Annotated in this window: 1 protein-coding gene; it reads left to right on the plus strand. The window is 57.5% G+C overall.

The genetic code is table 11. From position 1 onward, the window contains the following. On the plus strand, positions 1-266 hold a 266-nt coding region (locus HK26_RS13695), incomplete at both ends, for a hypothetical protein (RefSeq protein ID WP_180539597.1).

The following is a 266-nucleotide window of genomic DNA, read 5'->3' on the forward strand; positions in this document are numbered from 1 at the left end:
GGTATGCCGGGGTTCAATGCCGGGTTCGTTCTTATGGTCCAGCACATGCAGCAGGCCGGGAATGAGGCAGGTGCCCTGCGCTCCGTCCTGGACAGGCTGGAGCAGAACATCAAAGGAGCAGCCGATCAGGGGCTGACGCCTTTCCAGCAGGCATGGAAGCATCTGGGGGATGACCTGGGAGAAACTGGAGAGGTCATTCGCAAAACCACTCAAAGCATTGGTGACTTCTTTGTTGCCATGGGCACAACAGCGCTCAATGTGGTGGA

Source organism: Acetobacter okinawensis, from assembly GCF_002153655.1.
GTDB classification, from domain to species: Bacteria; Pseudomonadota; Alphaproteobacteria; order Acetobacterales; family Acetobacteraceae; genus Acetobacter; species Acetobacter okinawensis_A.